Origin of the sequence: Azospirillum aestuarii, assembly GCF_016632405.1 — a bacterium.
Taxonomy (GTDB): Bacteria; Pseudomonadota; Alphaproteobacteria; order Azospirillales; family Azospirillaceae; genus Azospirillum; species Azospirillum aestuarii.
Genome location: NZ_JAEPIV010000086.1, coordinates 1 through 1724, shown reverse-complemented (window position 1 = coordinate 1724; position 1724 = coordinate 1). Strand labels below are relative to the sequence as shown.

Below are 1724 nucleotides of genomic sequence, written 5' to 3'. Positions count from 1 at the left end.
GATCTTCGTGAAGAAGTACGCGGCCAAGCATGCCAAAGCCGTCCAGTGCCTGAGCAAGGACCGCTACGCGCTGCTCGCCTTCTACGCCTTCCCCGCCGAGCACTGGGAGCACGTTCGGACCACAAATCCCATTGAGAGCGTGTTCGCCACCGTGCGGCACCGGACCTTCCGAACCAAGGGGGCGCTGTCACAGGAGACCGCCAAGCTGATGGTCTTCAAGCTGATCACCGCCGCGGCAAAAACCTGGCGCCGCCTCCAGGGCGAAAACCTGTTGCCCAAGGTGATCCGCGGCGTCACATTCCGCGACGGCATCGAGGTCACTGAAGCCGCGTCACAGAACGCCGCCTGATCGGCCCGTCACCCAATCTCCCACATAGCTCCAAGCGTCGCCCCAGCCGCTCGTCGGCAAAGTGGCAGCCGGCGAGTTCATCCTCGATCCAGGCGTTGGTTCCTCATCGCAGCTTTCCGTGAGATGCACCTTGTGGCCGACCCAGGAGGTGCTGCGCTTCTTGCCGAAATGCGCTTCGGAATCGTACGGCGATGCGATGAACAAAACCGACGACGGCACACCCTCCGCTTCCGTGCGCCACTGGACACGCGCCTCCGAACGGTAGAACTGCTGGACCCAGACCCGCCGCATCGTCTCGACGGCCGGAATGTGGCGCAGCCAAGCTTCGGCATCGCCGGCATAAATCGCATCGAGCAGCGCGTGCCCATCAGCGCCGATCTGCTCGGCATAGGCTTGGCGGTCGCCCTTGACCGTGGGCAGACGGTGGTCTGTGGCGCGACAATCTGGATGAGGGAGCGCGACGAACAGTATGAGAAGAGCTGGGGTCGCGGTTGAAGTATGATTGTCGCGCGCGGCGGCGGTTTTCAAGCCTCCTGTCGCGGCGCGTCAATCTGGTTGGCGTTGATTGTCGCGCGGGAGGGAGGGCGTCCCGGCCCGTGTTTGCGCTCCAGGGCGGCTCGCCGCCGATAGCTTTCGACGTTCATCTCGAAGATGGTGGCATGGTGGACGAGCCGGTCGATGGCGGCCAGGGTCATGGCCTGATTTGGGAAGATCCGCCCCCACTCGCCGAACGGCTGGTTGGCCGTGATCAACAGCGACCGGCGCTCGTAGCGGGTTCCGATCAGCTCGAAGATGATGCTGGTTTCGGCCTGGTTCGATGCGGCGCCGGGCCCGTTCGGCCATTTCATGCTCGGTGAGCGCGGCGAGGAAGCGGGCGGCCGGCCAGCCCTCCTTGTCGGCGCGGGCGGCGAACTCCGGCCAGATCAGCTTGATCGCGGGCAGGCGCAGGTCGCCCAGCGCCAGCGACAGGCGGGCGGCGTCGATGGGATCGGACGGGCTCATGCGGCGGCTCCCGGGCGGACGGTGCCCAACTCGTCCTAGAGGCTCAGCGGCACCAGCTCGACCACGACGTCGGTGATGGCCGGGGCGGCGGGTTGGAATCGCTCGCGCAAGCCCGGCAGATCGGGCAGCCGGCCGGCCGTCCAGGTCAACGATGGCGTTGATCCCTTTCAGGAAACCAACGCTTGCTGCCTCTCAGCATCACCAAAACTGCGTCAGAGCCCCTTTTCCGCGCCGATCCAGGGTCCCGATCTCAAGCCGATTGACACCAGAAACAAAAAAACCAGCAACCCCTTGGGATTGCTGGCTTGATTTGGTTGCGGGGGCAGGATTTGAACCTGCGACCTTCAGGTTATGAGCCTGACGAGCTACCGGG

Annotated in this window: 2 protein-coding genes and 1 pseudogene; 1 reads left to right on the top strand and 2 read right to left on the bottom strand. The window is 64.7% G+C overall.

Annotated elements, in window-relative coordinates; translation table 11 throughout:
• Nucleotides 1–349 (top strand): transposase (locus JJL56_RS32700; RefSeq protein ID WP_200487929.1); only part of this gene is annotated, 349 nt, incomplete at its 5' end.
• Here JJL56_RS32700 and JJL56_RS34205 read toward each other — a convergent pair.
• On the bottom strand, nt 318–437 hold the full coding sequence (locus JJL56_RS34205) for a hypothetical protein (protein WP_200487930.1): 120 nt from the start codon (nt 435–437) through the stop codon (nt 318–320). The two genes, JJL56_RS32700 and JJL56_RS34205, sit on opposite strands and share 32 nt — an antisense overlap.
• A 436-nt stretch (nt 438–873) precedes the next feature.
• Nucleotides 874–1164: pseudogene (locus tag JJL56_RS33855) on the bottom strand (ATP-binding protein); the annotation flags it as partial.
• Between the last annotated feature and the right edge of the window lie 560 nt (nt 1165–1724).